General features: G+C 73.0%; 25 protein-coding genes and 1 tRNA gene. 12 read left to right on the top strand and 14 right to left on the bottom strand.

Annotated features, from left to right (window positions below):
* Positions 1 to 29 precede the first annotated feature (29 nt).
* The 4 genes from EXE42_RS06690 to EXE42_RS06675 form a co-directional block, all read right to left on the bottom strand.
* Positions 30 to 1115, bottom strand: a complete 1086-nt coding sequence (locus EXE42_RS06690; RefSeq protein ID WP_137706155.1) for an Lrp/AsnC family transcriptional regulator — start codon at positions 1113 to 1115, stop codon at positions 30 to 32.
* A 98-nt stretch (positions 1116 to 1213) separates the two neighbouring features.
* Positions 1214 to 1690: a hypothetical protein gene (locus EXE42_RS06685; RefSeq protein WP_137706154.1), complete on the bottom strand. Its 477-nt coding sequence runs from the start codon at positions 1688 to 1690 to the stop codon at positions 1214 to 1216.
* 10 nt (positions 1691 to 1700) lie between these two features.
* Positions 1701 to 2099: a 30S ribosomal protein S6e gene (locus EXE42_RS06680; RefSeq protein ID WP_092921829.1), complete on the bottom strand. Its 399-nt coding sequence runs from the start codon at positions 2097 to 2099 to the stop codon at positions 1701 to 1703.
* Positions 2100 to 2157: 58 nt separating this feature from the next.
* On the bottom strand, positions 2158 to 2886 hold the full coding sequence (locus EXE42_RS06675) for a lipoate--protein ligase family protein (protein ID WP_137693890.1): 729 nt from the start codon (positions 2884 to 2886) through the stop codon (positions 2158 to 2160).
* Positions 2887 to 3025: 139 nt separating this feature from the next.
* Here EXE42_RS06675 and EXE42_RS06670 point away from each other — a divergent pair, with 139 nt between their 5' ends.
* The 3 genes from EXE42_RS06670 to EXE42_RS06660 all read left to right on the top strand — a co-directional run bounded on the left by EXE42_RS06670 (position 3026) and on the right by EXE42_RS06660 (position 6241).
* A complete protein-coding gene (locus tag EXE42_RS06670) occupies positions 3026 to 4702 on the top strand; it encodes a histidine kinase N-terminal 7TM domain-containing protein (RefSeq protein WP_137706153.1) in 1677 nt (558 codons plus the stop codon).
* Positions 4699 to 5682, top strand: a complete 984-nt coding sequence (locus EXE42_RS06665) for a hypothetical protein (RefSeq protein ID WP_137706152.1) — start codon at positions 4699 to 4701, stop codon at positions 5680 to 5682. Before EXE42_RS06670 ends, EXE42_RS06665 begins: the two co-directional genes overlap by 4 nt.
* A gap of 73 nt (positions 5683 to 5755) precedes the next feature.
* A complete protein-coding gene (locus EXE42_RS06660) occupies positions 5756 to 6241 on the top strand; it encodes a PaaI family thioesterase (protein ID WP_137706151.1) in 486 nt (161 codons plus the stop codon).
* Here the strand turns inward: EXE42_RS06660 and EXE42_RS06655 are convergent.
* From EXE42_RS06655 to EXE42_RS06645, 3 genes are all read right to left on the bottom strand, one after another.
* Entirely contained in the window at positions 6211 to 8265 is a 2055-nt protein-coding gene (locus EXE42_RS06655; RefSeq protein WP_137706150.1) for a molybdopterin biosynthesis protein, read from the bottom strand. The two genes, EXE42_RS06660 and EXE42_RS06655, sit on opposite strands and share 31 nt — an antisense overlap.
* Complete coding sequence (glp, locus tag EXE42_RS06650; RefSeq protein ID WP_137706149.1) at positions 8262 to 9536, bottom strand: gephyrin-like molybdotransferase Glp; 1275 nt, start codon at positions 9534 to 9536, stop codon at positions 8262 to 8264. The genes EXE42_RS06655 and glp overlap by 4 nt, the downstream gene beginning before the upstream one ends.
* A 90-nt stretch (positions 9537 to 9626) precedes the next feature.
* Positions 9627 to 10547, bottom strand: coding sequence for a CehA/McbA family metallohydrolase (locus EXE42_RS06645; RefSeq protein ID WP_137706148.1), 921 nt, complete (start codon positions 10545 to 10547; stop codon positions 9627 to 9629).
* Between the two features lie 114 nt (positions 10548 to 10661).
* On the opposite strand from EXE42_RS06645, the gene EXE42_RS06640 reads away from it, so the two are divergent.
* Positions 10662 to 10841 carry a hypothetical protein gene (locus EXE42_RS06640; protein ID WP_092921813.1) on the top strand — a complete coding sequence of 60 codons (180 nt, stop codon included), beginning with the start codon at positions 10662 to 10664 and terminating at the stop codon, positions 10839 to 10841.
* A 133-nt stretch (positions 10842 to 10974) separates the two neighbouring features.
* Here EXE42_RS06640 and EXE42_RS06635 read toward each other — a convergent pair whose 3' ends face one another.
* The gene (locus tag EXE42_RS06635; protein WP_137706147.1) at positions 10975 to 11907 is read right to left on the bottom strand and encodes a permease; all 933 of its coding nucleotides are present in this window, start codon (positions 11905 to 11907) and stop codon (positions 10975 to 10977) included.
* A 251-nt stretch (positions 11908 to 12158) separates the two neighbouring features.
* Here EXE42_RS06635 and EXE42_RS19245 point away from each other — a divergent pair, with 251 nt between their 5' ends.
* The 5 genes from EXE42_RS19245 (at position 12159) to EXE42_RS06615 (ending at position 15198) form a co-directional block, all read left to right on the top strand.
* On the top strand, positions 12159 to 12335 hold the full coding sequence (locus EXE42_RS19245; RefSeq protein WP_167603389.1) for a hypothetical protein: 177 nt from the start codon (positions 12159 to 12161) through the stop codon (positions 12333 to 12335).
* A 14-nt stretch (positions 12336 to 12349) separates the two neighbouring features.
* Positions 12350 to 13090, top strand: a complete 741-nt coding sequence (locus EXE42_RS06630; protein WP_137706146.1) for a Rho termination factor N-terminal domain-containing protein — start codon at positions 12350 to 12352, stop codon at positions 13088 to 13090.
* A gap of 18 nt (positions 13091 to 13108) precedes the next feature.
* On the top strand, positions 13109 to 13468 hold the full coding sequence (locus EXE42_RS06625; RefSeq protein ID WP_137706145.1) for a hypothetical protein: 360 nt from the start codon (positions 13109 to 13111) through the stop codon (positions 13466 to 13468).
* A gap of 24 nt (positions 13469 to 13492) precedes the next feature.
* The gene (locus tag EXE42_RS06620) at positions 13493 to 14014 is read left to right on the top strand and encodes a nucleoside deaminase (protein WP_092921805.1); all 522 of its coding nucleotides are present in this window, start codon (positions 13493 to 13495) and stop codon (positions 14012 to 14014) included.
* Positions 14015 to 14124: 110 nt separating this feature from the next.
* A complete protein-coding gene (locus tag EXE42_RS06615) occupies positions 14125 to 15198 on the top strand; it encodes a carbohydrate kinase family protein (RefSeq protein ID WP_241988347.1) in 1074 nt (357 codons plus the stop codon).
* A 64-nt stretch (positions 15199 to 15262) separates the two neighbouring features.
* Here EXE42_RS06615 and EXE42_RS06610 read toward each other — a convergent pair whose 3' ends face one another.
* Positions 15263 to 16090, bottom strand: coding sequence for a BtpA/SgcQ family protein (locus tag EXE42_RS06610; protein WP_137693878.1), 828 nt, complete (start codon positions 16088 to 16090; stop codon positions 15263 to 15265).
* Positions 16091 to 16165: 75 nt separating this feature from the next.
* Between EXE42_RS06610 and EXE42_RS06605 the strand changes: the two genes are divergently transcribed.
* The 3 genes from EXE42_RS06605 (at position 16166) to EXE42_RS06595 (ending at position 17612) form a co-directional block, all read left to right on the top strand.
* Complete coding sequence (locus tag EXE42_RS06605; protein ID WP_092921799.1) at positions 16166 to 16636, top strand: hypothetical protein; 471 nt, start codon at positions 16166 to 16168, stop codon at positions 16634 to 16636.
* A 79-nt stretch (positions 16637 to 16715) separates the two neighbouring features.
* Positions 16716 to 17063, top strand: a complete 348-nt coding sequence (locus EXE42_RS06600; RefSeq protein ID WP_137706143.1) for a 4a-hydroxytetrahydrobiopterin dehydratase — start codon at positions 16716 to 16718, stop codon at positions 17061 to 17063.
* A 66-nt stretch (positions 17064 to 17129) separates the two neighbouring features.
* Positions 17130 to 17612, top strand: coding sequence for a hypothetical protein (locus tag EXE42_RS06595; RefSeq protein ID WP_092921795.1), 483 nt, complete (start codon positions 17130 to 17132; stop codon positions 17610 to 17612).
* 25 nt (positions 17613 to 17637) lie between these two features.
* On the opposite strand, the gene EXE42_RS06590 is transcribed toward EXE42_RS06595, so the two are convergent.
* From EXE42_RS06590 to EXE42_RS06570, 5 genes are all read right to left on the bottom strand, one after another.
* On the bottom strand, positions 17638 to 18552 hold the full coding sequence (locus EXE42_RS06590; RefSeq protein WP_137706142.1) for an ATPase: 915 nt from the start codon (positions 18550 to 18552) through the stop codon (positions 17638 to 17640).
* Positions 18549 to 18863 carry a DUF5827 family protein gene (locus tag EXE42_RS06585; protein WP_137706141.1) on the bottom strand — a complete coding sequence of 105 codons (315 nt, stop codon included), beginning with the start codon at positions 18861 to 18863 and terminating at the stop codon, positions 18549 to 18551. The genes EXE42_RS06590 and EXE42_RS06585 overlap by 4 nt, the downstream gene beginning before the upstream one ends.
* Before the next feature lie 511 nt (positions 18864 to 19374).
* On the bottom strand, positions 19375 to 19974 hold the full coding sequence (gene sod, locus EXE42_RS06580) for a superoxide dismutase (protein ID WP_137706140.1): 600 nt from the start codon (positions 19972 to 19974) through the stop codon (positions 19375 to 19377).
* Positions 19975 to 20258: 284 nt separating this feature from the next.
* Positions 20259 to 20342 (bottom strand) — tRNA-Ser (locus EXE42_RS06575).
* Between the two features lie 214 nt (positions 20343 to 20556).
* Positions 20557 to 21525 carry a type II CAAX prenyl endopeptidase Rce1 family protein gene (locus tag EXE42_RS06570; RefSeq protein ID WP_137706139.1) on the bottom strand — a complete coding sequence of 323 codons (969 nt, stop codon included), beginning with the start codon at positions 21523 to 21525 and terminating at the stop codon, positions 20557 to 20559.
* Positions 21526 to 21593 lie beyond the last annotated feature (68 nt).

Here is a 21593-nt window from a genome sequence, read left to right as displayed (position 1 = left end):
TCGGCCCTCGGGCCCCGCAGTTCGGCGGGTCACGCCGTGTTGCTGTCCGCCCGGTCCGCGATGCGGATGCCGGTCTTCTTCAGGATGCGCGTCGAGAACAGCGTGTCCCAGTCGTCGGCGCCGACGTCCCAGTGCTCGTCCATCAGCTCTCGCACCTCCGCGATCCGACGCTCGCTCTCCGCCTCGGTGCGGCCGTGCGTCATCGCGAAGAAGTTGTACTCCCAGACGCCCGCGTGGCGCGGGCGCTCGTAGCAGTGCGTGACGAAGTCCAAGTCAGCGACGGCGGGGCCGACCTCGTCTAAGGCGTCCTCGGGGACGTTCCAGACCGTCATCCCGTTCTCCGTGTAGCCGAGCGCGTAGTGGTTCGGGATGACGCCGACGCGGCGCACCTTCCCCTCCCGCTCGAACCGCTTGATCGTCTCGACCACCCAGTCGACATCGGCGTCTATGGCGGCCGCCACGTCGGCGTACGGCGTCTCCGTGACCGGGAGGCCGCCCTGGATCTCGACGACGAGGTCGCGCTCGTCGGGGGTGAGCGTCCCGCGGTCGCTCGGGGCGGCTTCGGCGCCGAGATCCGAGAGATCGATGTCGCCGTCGGAGACCGGCCCGTCGACGAGGAACCTCGCGCCGACGTGGAACTCGCGCAGTTTCGGGAGGTTGTACGTCTCCTGACCCGTCGCCGCCTCGATCTCTTCGAGCACCTCCTCGACCCGATCGCTCCCGTCCTTGTCCGGGTCCGGATGGTCCGCAACGCTCACGACGAACCACATGTTGAGATGGGGGTGCTCGCGCTCGTAGTTGTGCGCGACCGCGGTGAACTCGTTGACGATGTCCGCGATCGCCTCGTAGCGGTCCTCGGGCGCGTGCATCGCCACGAGCGACGCCGCCCCGCCGATCTCCTCGGCGTTGACGAGCGCGCCGAACCGCGAGAGGGTTCCCGCCTCGTCGAGCTCGCGGACGCGCTCGCACAGTTCCGTCCCCGTGACGTCGACGCCGCGCTCGCGGAGCGCGGCCGCCGCGGCGTCGAACGGACGCTCCGCGACCGGGAAGCCGCCCTGGAACGCGTTGATGATCGCGCGGTCGAGCGTCGTCAGATCCGCGTCGACCTCCTGCATGGAGCGACCTCGGGCCCGAGCGAGAATAAGCGATTCGGCCTGCGCCGGCGGGCCCGTACCGCGCCGCCTCCGGACGGCGCCCCGTCGTCCCGTCGCAGTCACTCGTCGACGTCGCGGGCGATGTCCGCGAGCGACGACCGCGGCCCGCGGTTCGCGTCGTACACGGTCCGATCGCCCGGGATCCGGAGGCCGTACAGCTCGCCGGACACCACGACATCGAGGACGACACCGTCACCCGGTTCCCGGCCGTTCGCGTCGAGCCATTCGACCAGCCGGTTCGCGCCCTCGCCGGCGCCGCGCGCGAGTCGCCGGTTGTCGAACGCGCCGCGGAGGAGTCGCCCCCGCGAGTCGGCCGCGACCCGCGCGTGGTACTCCTCGCGGTCGAACGCGATCCGGACGAGATCGCCCGCGCTCACGCCGAGCCCGTCGTCGAGGCGGTCCGCGCCGGACTCGACGCGCCCGTCGAGCGCGTCGTCGTCCGGGAGCCTGACGCAGGGGCGGCGAGTGCCGCCGCTCCGGGCGAGCAAGACGCGGATCGAGGAAACGTCCTCGCCGTCGGAGGGAACGTGAGGCATCGGGCCGTCGCTACTCGTCGGCTTCGGCGTCGCCCTCGCCGAACGCGGCCGCCACGTCGCCGTCGCCGTCGACGACGCTCGCGTTGATCTGCGCGACGTCGTCGTCGATCTCGCGGCCGCGAACGGTGATACGCTTGCGCTCGCCGTCGCGGGACGGCTCGAAGCCGACGCCGCCCTCCAAGAGGAGCTCCTTCAGCCGGGTGCCGGAGACGTCCTCGCGCATCGGGCGCCCGGTCTCGTCGGAGCCGCCGGTGAGTTCGATCGTGTGGTCGGAGAGCCCCACGGCGTCGCCGCCGATCTCGTCGCCGAGTTCGCGACCGAGGAATCGGTTGGCGTCCTGTCCGTCGACCTCTCGCTGGAACGTCTCGCCGGTCTCGGGGTCGGCGACGACGACTTTGAATTCGGCCATGCCCGAACGCAGACTCCCGCGCATAAAAAGCACGTCGAAACCGAGAGCCGCGCCGCGCTCAGGCGTCCGAACCGTCGAGACGCACGATTCGGCGCTCGCCGTCGCCCCACGGCCCCTCGACGAACGCGTCCTCGACCGCGCGGGCGACGGCGTCCGGGTCGTCGGGACCGCCGGCGCCGGCCACGCTCCCGACCGACTCCGGGTCGAACGGCACGTCGAGCGCGTCGTAGACGGACTCGGTAACCGACGCGATCGGGTCGGGATCCGCGGCCGAGGCGACCAGGACGCCCGCGACGAGCGCCGCGTCGGCGCGGACGCGCTGCGCGAGGCCGGCGACCTTCCCGCCGGCAGAGGCATCAGTTCCGCCCGCGACCCGCAGCGAGTGGTCGCCGGGACAGAACGCGGCCGGCGGCTCCCCTCGAACCGCGTCGGCGCCGAGCTCTCGGAGCGCGTCGCGGAGCGTCTCGGTCGCGGTCTCGTACCGCGAGTCGATCGACCCGCGGCCCTCCCCCGTCGGCACCGCGACGCCGAACGAGAGCGTCGACCCGGTGTACGCGACCGCGCGGCCGCCAACGTCGCGCTCGACGGGCGGAAATCCCGCGTCGCGGGCCGCCCGCTTCGCCCGGTCGAACCCGGACTCGCGGGCGTCGCGGCGGCCGAAGGCCACCTGTCGCGGCGGCGCGGTGACGCGGACGGCCGGGACCCCCTCGGCCGCGGAATCGAGCAGGTCCGCCGCGGGTCCCCGGTCCGCCGTCGGGGTCGCGAACTCGCCCCTGTACACGCGCATGGGGAAGGCGACGCCGGGGGGGTACAAACCCCTTGCGGCGCGAGCGACGGACTCGCATCCGAGGTGGACCCGACATCGAGAGGTCTCGCCGCCGCGTGACACAACAGTTTTGTCCGCCCTGAGAGTGGTACGGGTATCGATGAGCGACCTCGGCGCCCTGCCGGTCCAAGCCTACCTGACCGCCTGCCTACTGGCGGGGGGTATCGGGCTCTGGCTCGGTCGAGTCGCGTGGCGAGAGCGCGACGAGCCCGGGGGGCTCGAGGTCGCGCTCTACCTGCTCTGTGGCGGCGGGGTCTCGCTGCTGTACGCCCTCCGTGTCGTCGCGCCCGGCGAGACCGCGATGCGAGTCGCGCTTAACCTCGCGACCCCCCTCTTGGGAGCGCTCCCCGTCCTCTGGATCCTCTTCGCCTTGGCGTTCACCGGCCACGACCGCTGGCGGACGGAGAACCGGATCGTCGCGCTCGCGACCCCCGCGTTCGCCTGGGTGCTGCTCGCGTGGTCGAGCGGGACTCACGGGCTGGCGCGGCGCTCGATCGCGCCCGTCGTCGACGGCCCGTTCACGCTGCTCGGGTACGGGCTCGGCCCCGTCGGGGGCGCGTTCGTCCTCCTCGCGTACGGGCTGTGTATCGCCGGCGCGCTCCTCGTCGTCGACCTCTACGAGCGGACCGGGAACCGGTACCGGCTCCAGACGTTCGTCGTGCTGCTCGGCACGCTGTTCCCGTTTCTGGCGGGCGTCGCGACGTTCGTCGACGTCGGGAGCTACGCGCACCTCTCGTGGCTGCCGACGGCGTTCGTGATCCACGGCGTGTTCCTGTACGGCACCGTCTTCTGGCTCGGCACGCTCGACGCCGCCGTCGTCGCTCGCGACACCGCCGTCGAAGTGATGCAAGACCCCGTGATCGTCTCCGGCTCGGACGGGCGGATCCGCGATCTCAACCCGGCCGCCGAGGCGATCCTCCCGCCCGAGCCGGTCGGCTCGTCGCTGTCGGAGGCGTTCCCGCGGCTGGAGGACGGCGACGAACATCCGGTCACCGTCGGGGACCGCCAGTTCGACATCCAGGAGGACCCGATAACGGACCCCCGCGGAACCGATCGCGGCCACGTGTTCCTGCTCCGCGACGTGACCGAGCGGGAGCGGCGACAGACGGAGCTCGAACGCCGGGAGGCCGAGCTCGAACGCCAGAACGAGCGGCTCGAGGAGTTCGCCGGCGTCGTCTCGCACGACCTGCGGAACCCGCTCGCCGCCGCGTCCGCGGCCGTCGAACTGGCCCGCCAGCGCGCCGACGACCCGGACGGGGCCTTAGAGCGGGCGGCGAACGCCCACGAGCGGATGGACGACATGATCGAGGGGCTGCTCGCGCTGGCGACGGCGGGCGAGACGGTCGACGACCTCGACCGCGTCTCGCTGGACGCGACGGTCAGGCGCGTCTGGTCACGGCTGGAGACCGCGGACGCGACGCTGACCGTCGAGGGCGACGCGACCGCGCTGGCCGACCGCGACCGCCTCGAACAGCTGGTCTCGAACCTGTTCCGCAACGCGATCGAGCACGCGGGCGAGGACGTCGCCGTCACGGTCTCCGTCGCGGCCCGCGGCGACGGGGTCGCGCTGGCCGTCGAGGACGACGGCCCGGGGATCCCGTCGGAAGCGCGCGAGCGCGTGACGGAGCGCGGCGTGTCGCTCGGCGGCGGCACGGGCCTGGGACTGGCGATCGTCGGGGACATCGCCGAGGCCCACGGCTGGACGCTCTCGGTCGCGGAGTCCGACGCCGGCGGCGCGCGGTTCGTGATCGACGGCGTGGAGGCGGCGGACGGGTGACGGGGACCCCACCGAACGAGGCCGACGGCGACGCTGCCGACGGCGACCCGCCGGAGGCGACGGTCTCGCTGTCCGCCGCCGTCGTCGGGCGATACGAGAAGTTCTCGCGGGTTAACTCCCCGTACTCCGCCCACGACCGCGGCCGCGCGGTCGACCTGTATCCGCGCGACGGCGTGGGGCGTTCTCCGGTCGCCGGAACCGTTCGCGACGTCCGGACCGTCGGCTGTCCGGATCGCCCGTACGCGGCCGACGAGGACCACCTGATCGTCGTCGACCTCGCGGACGGGTGGTGTGCTCGCGCCGGCGCTTCTCCCGGCACGGTCGCGCGGATCCTCCACGTCGTCCCGGAGGTGTCGCCGGGCGATCGGGTCGCCGCCGGCGACGCGCTCGGTCCGACGACGCGCTCCGGCTTCTTCGGGCAGTGGGTCGACGACCACGTTCACCTCGGGTTCCGCCCGCCGGACGCGAATCCCCGCCGAGCCAGCGGGTCGCTCCCGGTCGCCGTCGACGTTCCCGTCGAACCGGTCGCGTGGGACGGGACCGGCGCCGTCGTCGAGCGGGGCCCGACGCACGTCGTCCTCGACGGGCCGCGACGCTCGGACCCTGGCCCGCCGTTCGCGGCGCTCGCGAGCGACGAGGGCGTCCCCCTGGACGGCGGGGTGACGCACTACGCGGGCGGTGGAACGTTCGAGGCGGACGAAGGTGCGTCCGCGCCGGAGGGGACGACGCTGTCGCTCTTCGGAACTGAGATCGGAACGGTCCGGACCGACGGCGCCGATGCCCGCGCGCCCGGCGTCGACTGGGGCTCCGTCGACGTCCGCGCGAACGGCGAGCGCGTGACCGGGCTGTCGCTGTTCGCGGCGCGCGGCGACCGGTTCGGCGTCAAGGTGGTCTGTCCGGACCGCACGTTCGAGATCGGCGAGTCGGTGACGCTCGACATCGTCCCGAGCGACGACCCGATCCGCCTCGGCGTCGGGTGAGAGGGGCGGAAATCGATCGCCGGTTGTCGCGCGTTTCCGGGGGTACAAGCCCTCCCGGCGTGTCCGACGGAACATGGACCGCACGGAGATCGCGGCGATGGATCCGCTGCCGGACGGGGCGACGGCGTTCGTCGAGCGGAAGCTGGAGGACGATCACGGCTACCTCTCGTGGCTGAACACGTCGGTCGAGGCGATCGAGCGCGGGCGGGTCGTGCTCTCGATCCCCTTCGACGAGAAGCTCACCAACGCCGACGGGCGGACGATCCACGGCGGCGTGGCGGCGACGCTGATCGACACGGCCGGCGGCGTCGCTCAGCGCACGACGTTCGAGGACCCGCTCGACGGCGGCGTCGCGACGGTGAACCTCAACGCGAACTACCTCCGCCCCGCCGACGGCGACCTCCGCGCGGAGGCCGAGGTGGTCAGGGCCGGGGGGTCGATCGGCGTCAGCGAGATGACCGTCACCGCCGGCCGCGGGGGGAGTGAAGATGACGGGGCCGACGGCGACCGCTCGGAGGTCGTCGTCGGTCAGGGGTCGTTCCGGCTGTTCCGCGAGTAGCCCGGGAGGTCGGCCAGGATCGCGTCGAAGTCGGGACCGCTCTCGGCCGCGTCCGCGCCGCCGTCATCGCCCTCGCCGCCGCGGAGCTCCGCCGCCAGCGCCGCGACCGGCTCGCGCTCGACGCGGTCGGCGGCCGCCCGGACGACGACCGACTGCTCGCCCAGCGAGACGAACCCGCAGCCGAGCCGCTCGGCCGTCTCGCGGAGGCCGAGGCCGGCGTCCGCGTCGCCGGCGGCGACCGCGCGGACCGGGCTCTCGAACGCCTTCGCGGTGCGCTCGTAGCCGTCGATCCGCTCGGCGAGCGCGCGGCGGTCGGCGTCGCGCTCGCTCGCGAGGTCGTCGAGGGCGGCGTCGAGGCTGCTCCGGAGGCCCGAGACGGTCTGTCGGTTCCGGAAGCGGAGGTCGCGGTCGACGAGGTCGGCGGGCCCCGAAACAGCCTCTGGGTTCCCCTCGGGGACGACGAGCCCCCACTCGCGGGCCCACCCGCCGATGACCTCGGCGTCGACGTCGCGGTCGGTCGGCCCCGCGGTCACCGCCACGTCGGGGACGCCGTCGCGGAGGCGGCGGAGTCCCTCGCGCGAGCCGACGGCGAGGTACCGGGGGTTGTCGAGCCGGTCGAGCAGGCGGTTGAGCGCGGGGTCGTCCTCGCCGACGCCGAGCAGCGTCGGCGGGCGCACGTCGGGCGAGAACAGGTCGACGGAGAGCGTCTCGCCGACGTCGAGGTACTCGGTGTCCGGGTCGACCGCGACGACGCCGTCCGCCTCGACGAGGCTCGTCGTCGCGCCAGAGCCCTTGTCGACCGGGTAGACGAGCGGGCGGTCGTCGGCCGCCGCCGTCGCGGCCTCGTCGAGGTCGAGCAGGCCGACCGGCATCAGCCGCAGGCGGCCCTCGGCGTACCGCTCTTCGACCCCCATCCGGCCCTCGACGGTCGCCGTCGCGGGCTCGGGCTGGCCGGCCGCCTCGCGGATCGCGGGCGCGACGAACGTCCGGAAGATCGTGAGCGCGGACACCGGGTAGCCGGGGAGGCCGATGTACGCGGACTCGCTCCCCCGGGAGTCGTCCGCCTCGTCGGTACGGTCCAGCCGTCCGACGAGCATCGGCTTGCCGGGCTTGACGGCGACGCCGTGGAGGAGCAGTTCGCCGCGCGCCTCGATCACGCGGTAGATCACGTCGACCGCGCTCGCCGAGGTCGACCCCGAGGAGAGAACGAGGTCGCACTCGTCGGCCGCCCGGCGGAGCAGCCGCTCCATCTCGTCGTAGTCGTCGCCGGCGTGCGGGTACAACACCGGCTCGCCGCCCGCCTCCTCGACGCCGGCGGCGATCGTCGTCGAGTTCACGTCGTAGATCTCGCCGCGGTCCGGGTCGAGCTCGTCGCCCGGCCGCACGAGTTCGTCGCCGGTGGAAACGATCCCGACGCGCGGGCGCCCCTTCACCGGGACCTCGTCGAGGCCGAGCGCCGACAGCAGGCCGATCTCGCGGGGCGTCAGCCGCGTGCCCGGGCCGAGCGCGCGGGCGCCGGCGGCGATGTCGGTCCCCGCGGTCATCACGTGGTCGCCGGGCGCGACCGACGTGCGGACCGCGATCCGCGAGGCGTCGTCGGTCGCGGCGTCGCCCTCGCCCGACCCGCCGTCGTCGCCCGCGTCGACCTCGTCCGTCCGCTCCACCATCACGACCGCGTCGGCGCCGTCGGGCATCACCGCGCCCGTCGACACCTCCGCGCAGGCGCCCGGGTCGACGGTCACGTCGGGCGCCGCGCCGGCGTGGACCGCGCCGACCAGGTCGAGTTCGGCGGGGTCGGCCTCGTCGGCGCCGAAGGTGTCGCGCGCCCGCACCGCGTAGCCGTCCATCGAGGCGCGGTCGAAGCCGGGGACGTCGACGGCGGCGTCGACGCGATCGGCGAGGACGCGCCCGCGGGCCTCCCGCAGCGGGACCGTCTCCGGCGACGGCGAGAGGTCGAGCGACGCGATCGCCTCGCGGGCGGCCGCCGGCGTCGCGAGGTCGCGGAACTCCTTGCGGTCGCTCACGGCGTCACCTCCCACAGCTCGACGTCGACGGGGTCGCCCGCGTCGAGCCCCTCTCGCGGTTCGGGCACGACGACCCATCCGTCCGCGAGCGCGACGCTGGAGAGGATGCCGGAGCCGCTCGCGCGCGTCGGCGTCGCGGTCGGGAGCGCGTCGTCGTCCGCGTCGCCGTCGCCGGTTTCAGTCGAGTTCCCGCCTTCGTCCGATTCCGAGAGGCTCACTCGCGCGAACGTCCGCACGCCGGGCTCGCTCGCGACCTTCCGTGAGAGCGTCGCCCGCCGAGTCGGAAACGGCTCGGCGTCGGTCCCGCCGGCGCGCTTCATCGCGGGACGGAGGAACTGCGCGGCGTTGACGATACACGCGACCGGGTAGCCGGGCAGCGACACGACCGGGGTCCCCTCCGCGCGCCCGAGACACATGGGGTGGCCGGGCTTCAGGGCGACGCCGTGGACCAGCACCTCGCCGAGCCCGTCGACGACCTCGGGGATCAGGTCTCGCTCGCCCACCGAGGAGCCGCCGGTGGTGACGACCACGTCGGCGTCGAGGTCGGCCGCGACCGCCTCGCGGAGCGCGTCCGAGTCGTCGGTGACGACGTCGCGGTAGCGCGCCTCGCCGCCCCACCGCTCGACCAGCCGCGAGACGGTGAGCCCGTTCGTCTCGATCACCTCGCCCGGGCCGGGGTCGGACTCGACTAGCTCCTCGCCGGTCGGAATGACGGCGACCTCGGGCGGCTCCCTGACGCGGATCCGGTCGAGACCGACCGAGCGCAGGAGGCCCAGATCGGAGGGACGCAGGACGTGGCCGGGCTCGTAGAGGCGCTGGCCGTCGGCGACGTCCTCGCCGGCCTCGCCGACGTTCTCGCCGGTCGCGACCGCGTCGAACACCTCCACCTCGTCGCCGACCGCCTCCACCTGTTCGATCATCACGACCGCGTCCGCGCCCTCGGGCACCGCGCTGCCGGTGTGGACGCGCGCGGCCTCGCCGGGGGCGACCGCGTCGGCCTCGGCGGGCTTGGCCGCGAGGACCGCCGGCGAGCGGTCGCCCGCGGCGAAGGTGTCGCTCGCGCGGACCGCGTACCCGTCCATCGCGGCCCGGTCGTACCCCGGCACCGGTGCCGGGGCGTCGATCGGTTCGGCGACGACTCGGCCGTCGGCCGACTCGACGGGGACCGACTCCGTCCGGTCGTGGGGAGAGGCGGCGTCGAGCAGCGTCGCCCTCGCGTCCGCGACCCGGGTCCGCCGCTTGAACCCGGACTCGCGTCTGTCGTGGCTCATGGGAATACATTCGCGGCCGCGGGCAAAAACCCCGTTCTCCGCGGGCGCCGGCGCCGGCTCCCCTCCCGGCGGCGGCCGTGCCGCGCCCCGTCAGGCGAACCAGGACAGGAGCCGCCGGGTGCGGTGGACCGACTGGAGGGCAGCGACCTTCGCGGCCGTGAACGCGTCGCGGGTCGTCCGCTCGGTGGCCCGAGCGCCTCGGGCCGCGCCGGTCCGAGCGTAGTACGCCGACCGGCGCCCGGCCGCGCCGACGTAGTGTTTCGCCGCCATCCGGATGGGTGCCCGCCGCCCCTCGACGGTCGTCGTACCGCGGCGGATCGCCGCCAGCACGTCGTCCGCGGTGACCTCGGCCGCCGACTCCCGCCCCTCGACGTCCAGCTCCGTGAACGCCCGGCCGACGTACCGGAGGTGGTGCGCGTCGCTCGCGGCGACGCCGGGGTAGCCCTGTTCGGCCGCGAACCGGCGCGCGCGTCGGTTTCGGTACCCCGTGAACAGCCAGGCGTTGAACACCTCGACGGCGTCGACCTCCGCGACCGCCGCGGCTGGCTTCGGCTCCGGGTCCGCGTCGTCCGCCGGACCGCTCCCCGACGCCGGAGCGTCGCCCGCGGCGGCGTCGCCGTCGTCCGGGCCGGGCGTCGGAATGTTGCGCTGGCGGACGCCGTGGCGCGAGCGCTGGAACGGGTGGGGGACGACGGCGACGCCGCCGCGGTCGCGGATCCAGCGGACCGTCTCGGCGTACGAGCGCCCGCGCGGCGGCATCCGATCGACGCCGATCGCGAGCAGGTGGCCGTGCGCGGTCGACACCTCCACGCCGGGGATCCCGATGAGTCCGTACTCCGAAGCGATCTCCGCGGCGCGTTTCGACTCGCGGATCACGTCGTGGTCGGTGATGACGACCGCGTCGAGCCCGATCTCGGCCGCGTGTTCGAGAATCAGCTCGACCGGCTCGTGGCCGTCGTAGCTGCCCTCGGAGTGGACGTGCGGGTCGATGCTGACGGTGACGCGAGACACGCCCGAACTACGCGGCGGGAGGTATATAAATGGGGGAAGACGGCGGCCGCCGGCGTCCGCGAAGCGGGTCGCTCACCGATCCCGTTTTCACCCCGTGCGCGGTAGCACGGAGGCATGAGTGCCGGTGTCCGTCGGCGGCTGGACGTTCTGATCCTCCTCTGTTCCGCACTGCTCGGCGTCGCGCTGACGTACCTCGCGTTGAGTCCGCGCGTCGGCCTCCGATTTTTCGTCTTCGCGCTCTTCCCGACCGCGCTCGTCGCGGCGTCGGCGCTCGGGTACGCGAACTCCGGATGACGAAGCGGGAGGCCGGCGGCGGTCCGAGGCCGATGCGACGAGGTCGCAGGCGACGGAGCCCGAGCGCCGGCCGCCTCCGGGAAGCCGCCGTCCCCGTCGAGACGGTCGGCGGTATCGAGCGCGACGCGCCCCCTCAGCCGAACAGTCCCTTGATCCTGTCGACGACCGAGCCCTCCTCGTCGTCCGCCTCGGCCTCCTTCCGCTGCTGTTCGCGCAGTTCGCGGAGCTTCGCGGCCTGGTCGTCGGTGCCCTGGCCGCTGTCGGTCTTCACGTCCCCGCCCTGGAGGCCCTTCAGCTCCGAAACCGCGTCGTTGACCGTGCCGGAGGTCGTCCGCGTCTCGGTCGCGGAGCCCGCCAGCTTCTCGGTGTCGACGTCCGCCTCGTCGACCGCGCTCGTGTTCAGCTCCAGCCGGCGCGTCTCGGAGCGCTCGACGCCGCCCCACGTCAGCTCCGCGTCCTCCAGTTCGCGCTCGATGTCGGCGCGGACCGACTCCTCGGTGACCGCTTCGTCCCCGGTCCCGGTCGCTTCCGCGCCCGACCCGCCGCCGGCGTCCGCCTCGGCGCCAGTTCCGGGAGCGCCCGTACCGCCCGTCGCGCGTTCGACCCGATGGGCCACGAGCGCGCCGCCCGTGGCGCCGATGACCGCCACGAGCCCGACGCTGTAGACGGCGACGACCTGCGCGCTGTACTCGGGGCCGGAGACGACGTTCCAGCTGTACGGGTACGCCCAGGTGAACGCGCCGGTCCCGGCGAGGGTGATCGCGATCCCGGCGCCCGCGAGGTACAGCATCCGGCGGTCGACCGGCAGGAGGACGACGATGCCGAAAAGCAGCGTCGGGAGACCGACCGCGGCCGCGACGGCGGCGACCTCGCGGACCCCGTACGTCGAGAGCGCGGTCGGGTCGAGCGTCGCGCTGTAGAGGAACACGACGACCCCGATCACCCCAAGCGCGATACCGGTGAAGAACAGCCCGAACCCGGCGTACACGTCGATCGTCCGGTCAGGGTCCCCGACGTATCGCCGGTAGTACTCCATGAGGACGTTCTCGGCGTCCGCTTCGCTCATGTTCGAACGTTTCCGCCGAGTGTAAAGACTGTTACCCCCGACCGCTCCGATCGGGGCCCCGTTCGCCCGAGTCCCGAGCGTCCGTCGGGCTCCGGCGGCTCCCATCGAGATCTGGGGGCTCCCATCGAGATCTGGGGACTCCCATCGAGATCTGGGGATTCCCATCGACATCCGGCGGCCTCCATCGACATCCGGCGGCCCCCGACCCGTGCGTTTTTCACCGCGGGCGACGAGGTCCCACGCGAGAGTCCGTGTCGCACGAGTGCCCCCGCTGCGGCGGCGACCTGTCGGAGCTGTCGCTCGGCGGCGCCACCGCCGTCGCCTGCGACGACTGCGGCTACGCCGACGTCGAGGCCGATCACTCCGGCGAGCCGGAGTTCGCCGAGAGCTGGGCGGACGCGCTCGCGCGCTTTCAGGAGGACCGGTAACGCCTACCCCACCCATGCCCACGCTCGACATCACCGACGATCACGCGGACCGGATCGAAGCGCTCCGCGAGGAGCTGGCAGCGGCCCACGCCGGCCCGTACGCCTCCGTCGACCGCGAGGACGCGCTCGCGTACCTGCTCGACCTCGCGGACGCCGTCGACGACGCCGACCGCGTCGCGGAGCCGACGCGCGACGGTGGCGGCGACGAGACGCCCGACGCCGATCCCTTCGACCGCGACCGCGCCCGCGAACTCCTCGCGGCGCGGAACCGGCGGCGCAGCGACCCCGATCCGGAGGACCCGATGGACCTCTCCGACATCGCGACCGCCTTCGACGTCGCGGGACGCAGCGAGATGACGAAGGACGACCTGATCGACGCGATCCTGGACGCGGCCGAACGCCTCGCCGCCGACCCCTTCGCGCGCGTCGATATCGGCCTCGACGCGGCTGAACCCGCCGGTGACGGAGAGAACTCTGCGGAGGAAGACGACGCGGTCGAGGGCGACGCGACCGGAGATGACGCGGTCGAGGGCGACGCGACCGGAGACGACGCGACCGAAGACGACGCGGCCGACGACAGCGACGACGGCGGCGCCGGCCAACTGGACGCGATGATGAGCCTCCTCGACACACACGGCGACAAGTGGCGGGAGGCGGACGGCGACGCGCGGTACGAGGTCGACCTCCCCGACGGGAGCGTCGAGACGGCGCGGACGAAAGACGACGTGCGCGCGCTGCTTTTCAAGAACTACTGACGAGAACCACACCGACTCATGGGATTCATCGACGCGGTCCGCGCGTGGCTCTTCGGCGCGGACGACGACGCCGACGATCCGGACGGATCGAGCGGTCGAGACGACGCGAACAACGCTGACGCCGCCGACGCTGACGGCGGCGACGCTGACGGCGGCGACGCTGACGGCGGCGACGAGCCTGACGGCCTCGACCCCGAGGCCGCGACCGAAACGCGAACGGCGACCGCCACCGACGACGCGGTCGACGCCCTGCGCGACGTGCGGGAATCGCAGGGGACGAGCGCGGAAGACCCCGCGACAGCCCCAGACGAGGCGGACGGAGGGTCGCCGCGCGCCGACCGCACGAGCCCGTCGGACGACGACGGTACCAACCGTTAGGTGCCCCGAGGCGAACGGGGTGGTATGACAGACGCGGACGAGCCCGGCGACCTCGGCGAGTACCACGACCTCGACGATCTGCCCGAGGATCCGACCGACCGGGAGTACGTGGAGCGAACGATCAGGCTGGCCGAGGAGGCGGTCGAGGCCGGCGACACGCCGTTCGGCGCGCTGCTCGTCGTCGACGGCGAGGTCGTCCGCGAGGCGCGCAACGAGACGATCAGCGAAGGCGACGTGGCGGCGCACCCGGAACTGACGCTCGCGCGGTGGGCCGCGCGCGAGCTCGGCGCCGACGAGCTTGCGGACTGTACCATGTACGCCAGCACGGAGCCGTGTCCGATGTGCGCGACCGCGATCCACTACGCGGGGATCGGGCGGGTCGTCTTCGGCGTCGACGGCGAGACGCTCGGCGGACTGTCGGCCGACGTGGTGCCGATCCCCCTCGAAGAGGTGATCCGGCGCGCCGACGGCGAGACGACGGTCGAGGGACCGATCGCCGTCGACGCCGTGATGACCGTCCACGAGTCCTTCTTCGACGACTCGTGACGACGGGATCGGACCCGGGCGACGCGGGAGGACCAGACGACGGCGACGCGGGAGGACCAGACGACGGCGACGCGGGAGGACCAGACGACGGTACCCCCGCCGTCCTCTCGATCGGCGCCGCGGCGATAGACGAGTGGTACGCCGTCAGCAACCTCCCCGAGCCCGACGGCGGCGCGTTCGCCCGCGAGGTCACGTCCGCGTTCGGCGGCGTCGGCGCGAACGTCGCGGTCGCGCTCGACCGTCTCGAACGCGATGCGGGGCTCGTCAGCCGCGTCGGCGACGACGAGTACGGGCGGCGCGCGCTGGAGTACCTCGACGAGACCGGCGTCGACGCGAGCCACGTCGCCGTCTGTGACGACTCACACACCCGGTCGCTGATCCTCCGCGATCCGGACGGCGAGCGCGCGATCGTCACGGCGGGCGAGAGCTTCCGCGGACTCCGGCCGGACGACGACGCGCTCGCGGCGATGGGCGACGCCGACGCCGTCTTCTTCACCGCCTACGCCCCGGACCCCGCGGCGCGGCGAGTGCTCGACCGGATCGAGTCGCTTCGGGAGCGTTCTGCCGAGGGGGCCAGCGGGGCGGACGGGGAAACCGCGAGCGAGCCGCCGACGCTCGTCTTCGACCTCTCCGGGCCGGTCGAGGAGCTGGTCGGGCGCGGGACGGAACCGGCGACGGTCCATCGGTTCCTCCACCGCTCCGACCTGTTCGTCGCGGGCGGCGTCGCCGCGCCCGCGTTCTTCGGCTCGGCGGAGGCGGCGGTGGAACGGATCGCGGCCGCGCAGCGCCGAGCGGTCGCGTCCGAACCCGGCTCGGAGTCGCGGTCGCGACGCGGCCAGACGTGGCCCCGCGCCGTCCTCACGCGCGGCGCGGACGGCATGACGGCGATCGCCGGAGGCGAGGTGGCCGAGGTCGACGCGTTCGACGTCGAGACGGTCGACGCGACCGGCGCCGGCGACGCGTTCACCGCGGGGCTGATCGACCGGTGGATCGCGGGACCGTCGGCGGAGGCGGCCGCGGAGTCGCACGGGGACCGCGGCGGCGTCGTCCCCGGCGTCAGGTTCGCGGCCGCGGTCGCCGCGATCAACTGCACGAGCCGGTTCACGCAGCCCGGACTCCCGACGCGGAGCGAGGTCGAGTCGTTCCTCGCGGAGCGGGGACTCGGCCCCGACGGAAGCCGGTAGCGAGCGGTCGGGTGCGGCCCCGACGGAAGCCGGTAGCGAGCGGTCGGGTGGCGGCGGAACGGGCTTAGCGCACGGCGTCGGCCGCCGCGACGAGCCGCGCGACGCGGTCGGCGTCGACCGGGGCCGTCGTCTCACCGTTTTCCTTGAGCGCGGTGCCGACGACGGCGCCGTCCGCGACGCCGAGCAGGTCGGCGACCGTCTCCGGCGTGACGCCGCTGCCGACGAGGACCGGCGTGTCGAGGCCGTGTCGTTCGCGCTCCGCGACGACCGCTTCCAGCGCCTCCGTGTCGACCGCCTCGCCGGTCCCGGCGCCGGAGGCGATGACGGCGTCCGCGAGGCCGCGCTCGGCGGTGTCCGCGAACGACTCCGCGGTGTGCCCCTCGGGCGTCAGCGGCGCGGAGTGTTTCACGTCGGTGTCCGCGAAGACGCCGACGTCGACGCCGAGACGGTCGCGTAAGCGGAGCGTCTGGTGGGCGCGTCCCTGGACGATCCCCTGGTCGGTCACGCGGGCGCCGGTGTGGACGTTCACGCGGACGAAGTCGGCGCCGACCGCGGCAGCGACCGACAGCGCCGCCTCGGCGTCGTTCCGAAGGACGTTGATCCCGAGCGGGAGATCGGTCTCCGCGGCGACCGCGGTCGCGGCGCGGGTCACGGCGGCGACGACGTGCGGCGGGACCTCGTCGGGGTAGAAGGGCGCGTCGCCGAAGTTCTCGATCACGATCCCGTCGACGCCGCCGCGGTCGAGGGCTCTTGCGTCGCTCGCCGCCCGGTCGACCGCCGCGCGCATCGCCTCGCGGCCGTCGTCTGGCGCTCGGGGGGCCCCGGGCAGCGGCGGGAGGTGGACCATGCCCAGGAGCGGCGCGGCCGTGCCGAAGGTGGATTCGAACTCCATCGTCGGGGCGAGGAGGCGCCCGGACATAAGCCTCCCCACAGCGTTTAGTCCGCGCGCCGTCAGGGTCCGGTCGGGATGGGAATCGACGCGACGACCCCCGGAGACGGCGAGGTGACGCTCGTCTTCTCGCTCGGCGCCGCGCGCTCGCTCGCGGACCCGGCCGCGGCGTTCGCCGACGCGCGACGGTGGAGCCGCCACGTCGGCATCGTCGCGAACGAGGCGGACGCGGTCGCGTCGTTCGCCCGCGACCACGGCCTCGACAACGACTACGAGCTCACGAACTGGGACAAGTGGGGAACGCTGGCGGAGATCCGCGAGGAGAGCGCCGCCCCGCGGTGCGTGTTCGTCGGCACCACCCGCGCGGACGAGCGCGTCGCGACCGAGACCGGCTACGAGTACCTGCGGGTCGTCGAGGCCGCCGAGAAGGCCGGCTGGGAGCTCTCGGATCCGGGTGCGGACGGAGGAGGAACGGCCGACGGACGCGGCGACGGACGCTTCGCCCGACTCCGCGGGGCGGTCCGTGACGCCCTCTCGCGGTTCCGGTGACCCTCCGGTCCGCGCCCGCCGACCTCTCCCCTCCGCTCGCCCGCGGAAGGTACAAACCGTTCGTCGCCCAACGTAAGGTATGTCCACACCGCTCGCGGACGAACCGGTCGAACCGGCCGGCGACGACGCGGAGCCGCTCGACGCCGACGAGTGCGCCGACTACGTCGACGAACTCGGCGACGCGTGGGAGGTCGTCGACGACCACCACCTGGAGGCGAGCTACGAGTTCCCCAACTTCGAGACGGCGCTGGCGTTCACGAACGACGTGGGCGAGCTCGCCGAACGGGAGTGGCACCACCCCGACATCGCGCTGTCGTGGGGCGAGGTCGGGATCGAGCTGTGGAGCCACGAGGTCGGGGGCCTGACGCGCGCCGACTTCGTGATGGCGGCGCGGATGGACCGGCTGTACGCCGACGACGAGGAGTGACCCGACGGGGCTCGACCTGACGCATCAACGAACGGCTTTAAACCTCTGCCGGCGAAACGACGGGTAATGAGCGAGAACGTCTTCCTGGTCCCGATAGACCCGGAGAACTTCGACCGAACGGTCCGGTCCCCGGTCGATCTCACCGACTACCCGGATCGCCCAGAGCCCCTCGCGGACCTCGACGAGGTCCGCCTGTGGGCCGTCGACGACGACAGCGGCAACGGCTCGACGTTCGAGAAGATGAGCGAGGGCGACCTGCTCCTGTTCTATGCCGACGACGAGTACGTCGGGACCGGCCGCGTCGGCGAGGCGTTCGCGGACGACGACCGCTGGGCGAGCGGCACGTTCTGGACCGCGTTCCCGACTACCCGAGTGTACACCGTCACCGAGTTCAACGCCGTCTCAGCGCCCAAGCGAGCCGTCAACCGGATATTCGACTACTCGTCGTCGTACACGCCCGGGTTCATGCGCGTCGCGGACGGCCGGGTCAACGCGGACCTCTCGTCGATCGAGTCCGCGCTGGAACACTACACGAAGCGGAACGCCTGAGCGCGGGCCGCGCGGCGGTGACTTCTCACGACTCAACGGTACCGGTGAGCGCCGCGTACGCCGACTCGTACGCCGTCGCGACGCGGTCGGGGTCGCCTCGGACGTCGCCGGAAAGCGCCGGGAGCGAGACGGTCGCGAGCGGTTCGATCATCCCCGTCACCGCGCCGACGTGTTCCTCGCGGGTCCCCTCGCGAGGGCTCCCGGCGGCGACCGCGCGGGCCTTCGCGTAGCGGTCGCCCGCGTAGATCCGTGCGCGGCCGGGGTCGACGACGGCGACGGCGTCGGGCGCGACCGGTCCGTCTCGAGGGAGGGCCCCGGCCACGTCGGCGTAGGACTCGACGACGACCGGGACCGGGGTCCGCGCGACGCGCTCGGCGAGGCGTTCGATCGCGGGGAGGTGGGCCTCGGCCATCGCCTCGTTGAACTCGGGCACGTCGCGCACCCGGGTCGCGTCCGCGAGCGGGAGGCGCTCGGTGAGGGCGTCGGGGAGCAGCCCCGCGTCTTCGGCCGCGCCGTTGACGACGAAGCGCGTCCCGGACTCCGTCGTCACCCGGTCGCAGAGGGAGGTGCGGTCGGCGTCGCCGAGCATCCCGGTCCGGCCCGGCGTCGGCTTCCAGAGCCGGTGGACGGGGTTGATAGATTCGGGCGTGACGGCCGAGGGCGACGGCGAGGCGTCGTCGACGGTCGCCGGCGCGCGGGTGTTCGCGGCCGCGAGGGTGCGCGCGTCCTTCCCGTAGAGCCGGCCCGCGTCGGTCGCGACCCGGTAGTCGTCGTGGTCGAACCAGTAGTCGTTGCCCGCGCGGGGCTTGACGCCGACCGCGTCGCCGGCTCGCTCCGCGAGGTGCGCGACCAGCCCCGCCGAGAAGGTGGTCTTGCCGGCGTCGACGCGCGCGCCACCGGCGACGAGGTAGACCGGCGGATCGGAGGCGTCCCCGGTCACGCGGACTCGTCGACGTTGGTCGCCTCGCTGTCGTCCGGAGCGGTGTGATCCGCGAGCCCGTAGTACCCCGGGCCGTCCTCGCTCAGCGGCTCGGCGATCACCATGTCCGCCGCGTGGACCATCACCCACGGGACCGCCCAGTCGACGAGCACCGCCTCGGTGTCGGGGTCGACCTCGGCGTCCGGCTCCAGTCCCTGGAGCAGGCGACCGATCTCCGGGATAGTGTACATCTGGTCCGGCTCGAACAGCTCCGCGGGCTCGTAGAAGTCGCACGGGTAGGTGGCGTCGAACGCCGACTTCGGTTCGGGCATGCGCGGGGATACGCGACCGCGTCCGTAAACGCTGCCGATACGACCCGAATCGATCCGACACCACCCGATCCGATGCGGTGGCGCGTGCCTCCGAGCGGCCGCCGAAGGCGGCTGCGAGGAGCCCGTGCGAGGGAGTCGGCCGGTCGGAGCGAAGCGGAGACCGGCCGACGAGGCTGGGGAGGCGTGAGGCGCGGGGCGGTGCTGTGCGGGGCGGGACTTAGAGGGGCAGTCGCCGGCGGCTTCGCCGCCGGCTGCCCGTGGCGCGTCGCGCCACGCTGCCGCGAGGGCGAAGCACGACGACGGAAGGACCGCAGGGAGGGAGCGAAGCGACCGACCGAGGACCGCAGCGAGTCGCGCGAGTCCTCGCGGCCGGGGCTTTGGAGGTGTTCACCGCCGTCCCATCGATAACCAAGAGTCAACCACTCTGCCCGAACGAATCGGTTACTAACCGGGCAACGTCCTGTGAAAAAACGCGGATCTCGACGCGCGTAACGCGTCCCGAAGGACGCGCTTACTCGAACAGCTCGACGGCCTGCTCGTAGCGGGACGACGGCTCCTCCCAGTCGACGACCTCGAAGAAGTTGTCGACGAACTCGCCGCGAGCCGGCCCGTAGTCGTGGTAGTAGGAGTGCTCCCAGACGTCCAGCGCGAGGATGGGATGACCGCCCCAGACCGCGCCCTGGTCGTGCTTGTCGACCACGACGTTGCGGAGCTGGTTCGAGAACGTGTCGTACACCAGCAGCGCCCACCCGCTCGCGTTGCCCGCAGCGGCTTCGAACTCGCCCTTCCAGGCCTCGTACGAGCCGAAGTCCTCTGCGATGCGGTCCGCGAGCGCGCCCTCGGGCTCGTCGCCGCCCTCCGGCGACATGTTCTGCCAGAACAGGTCGTGGAGGATGTGCCCCGAGGAGTTGTGGGTCACGTTCCGGATGGCGCCGGCCGACGAAGAGAAGTCGTGCGACTCACGGTTCTCTTCGAGCGTCTCTTCGGCCGAGTTCCAGCCGTTGACGTACCCCTGATGGTGGGTGTCGTGATGCCATTCGAGCACCTGCTCGGAGATGTGCGGTTCCAGCGCGTCGTAATCGTACGGCAGCGGATCGAGTTCGTAGCTCATGTCTGTATCACCTACCACGAACATGTGTCGGAACGCTGTTAAAGATAATGCGGCACGCGCTACCACGGGTCACCGGACTCGGGTGTTATCCGGCGGCCGCGACCGGTACCGGTAGTGTTGCGGTTCGGGGCGTCAGCACCGACGACGCGCGGCGCCGAGCAGAAATCGACGGACGAAGCGAACCGTAACCACTTCCGGTTTCAAGACGGAGTGAAGCCCGCGCCGCTCTCTGATTCGAATCTCGCACGGTTCTCGCGCGGCGCGAAAGTGCGCCGCGCTCGACACGGTGGGACTGGGATTCGAACCCAGGAAGCCGTGAGGCTACCTGCTTTCAAGGCAGGCGCAATGGGCCGCTCTGCCATCCCACCAACTCGACCGTCTCGACGCCGTCGTCCGGTCCGGGGGCCGGCCGCCCGTTGGCGTTGCGGCCGCGCGACCGTCACCGAAACCGCCGAATTCCGCCGCGACGAGGCGTTGTCGAAGGATCGCTCCCGAGGAGTTTGAAGCTATCGCTCTCGCGGCTTCTCGCCTGACGACCGCGACGAGGTGTCTCAGGGAGCGCGCCGGACGAGGGGTCGCGGTCTACTCGCCGGCGGCCGACCCGTATCGGCGTCGGACCGACGCCGACAGCGACTCGTCGGGCGAGACCGCTCCTCGCGTCACGCGGACCCAGGCGAGGATCAGGCCGAGCAGCACCGCCGTCGGCAGGACGACCAACAGCAGCTCGACCGCCCCCGCCCCGAGGTCCCGTTCGAGTCGGACGAGCGCCGGAAACCCGCTGCCGGCCTGTCCGGCCACCGACGCGACCCAGAAGTTCGTCGCGAAGTGGATCCCGACGGGGAACGCGAGACTCCCGGTGAGGACGTACGCGACCGCGAAGTACACCGCCGCGGCTATCGCCTGTCCGGCGGCGAACAGCGGAGTCGCGCCCTGCGCGGCGACGACAGCGTGCGCCGGCCCGAACGCGAGCACGCTCGCCGCGCCGGCGGCCCAGACCGCCCGTCCCGGCGACAACCCTCGGGCGGCCAGCCCCTCGCTCGCGTTGAGGACGAACACCCCGCGGAAGAGCAGCTCCTCCCAGAGCCCGACGGCGGCGAACGCGACCGCCGTCGCCGCGACCGCGACGGCGACCGCCGGAGCTCCGCCACCGCTCGCGACGCCGGCCGAGAGCGTCTCGACGACGCGGCCGGTGCCGGTCGCGAGCAGCAGGGCCGTGAACACTCCCTGGGCGACGCATCCGGCGACGACCGCCGCGAGGAAGTCGCGCGCCCAGCGGCGGTCGAGCGCGAGGCCGTACCCGCCGACGGGGCGCTCGCCGGGGACGAGCGAGGTCACTAGCGCGTACGCCCCGACGGCGGCGGCGACGAGCAGCGCCACCGGGCCGTTGACCAGCACGCTCGGGACGTCGACTCGTCCGAGGAGGCGGCCGCCGCCGAGCAGCACGCCGAGAACCACGACGAACCCGAGCAGGATCCGCCACGTCGCTCGGAGCCGGTCCCGCTCGCGACCCCACAGCACCCGTCGGAGCGCGTCGGTCGGGGAGAGGGCCATCGTGACAGCCGATTTAGGCGTGTGCGGAAATAAAGTTCGGGGGTCCGACCCCGGACGCGGCCCGGGGT

Origin of the sequence: Halorubrum sp. SP3, from assembly GCF_005435195.1 — an archaeon.
GTDB classification, from domain to species: domain Archaea; phylum Halobacteriota; class Halobacteria; order Halobacteriales; family Haloferacaceae; genus Halorubrum; species Halorubrum sodomense.
The sequence above is the reverse complement of the archived record's forward strand: the minus strand, read 5'-3'. Positions and strand labels throughout refer to the sequence as shown.